Source organism: Arcobacter sp. CECT 8989, from assembly GCF_004116715.1.
Taxonomy (GTDB): Bacteria; Campylobacterota; Campylobacteria; order Campylobacterales; family Arcobacteraceae; genus Halarcobacter.
Window position 1 is genome coordinate 1 of record NZ_PDKE01000091.1, and the last position, 417, is coordinate 417.

Consider the following 417-nt stretch of genomic DNA (forward strand, 5'->3'; position numbering starts at 1 on the left):
ATTAAATGTTGGATTATTTTGTACTGCTTTTACAAGCTTATAAAAACTTTGGTATGTGGTATAATTTCCCAATACATCTAAAATAAACTCTTCTTGTATAGCTTGTTTCATAGAGTATGTATGAAAAGGATAAAATTCTTTGCCATGTTTTTCACCAAATATTTCTAGTGTTTTATTTTTTGGTGTTGCAGTAAAAGCAAAATAAGAAGCATTTGAAAGCATTTTTCTATTTTGAATAAGCGCAGAGATTAGCTTTTCATTGTCTATCTCTCCAAACTCATCTTTTAACTCTTCTAAATTTGCATCTGATAACACTGCATTTAAACTTTTGCTTGTCTCTCCACTTTGTGAAGAATGTGCTTCATCGATAATAATTGCAAATTTTCCATCAGTTATACTATCCATTTGTTTTAATAC

At 28.8% G+C, this 417-nt stretch carries 1 pseudogene; it reads right to left on the reverse strand.

The window, feature by feature from the left end:
* A pseudogene (locus tag CRV02_RS14935) lies at positions 1 to 417 on the reverse strand (type I restriction endonuclease subunit R); the annotation flags it as partial.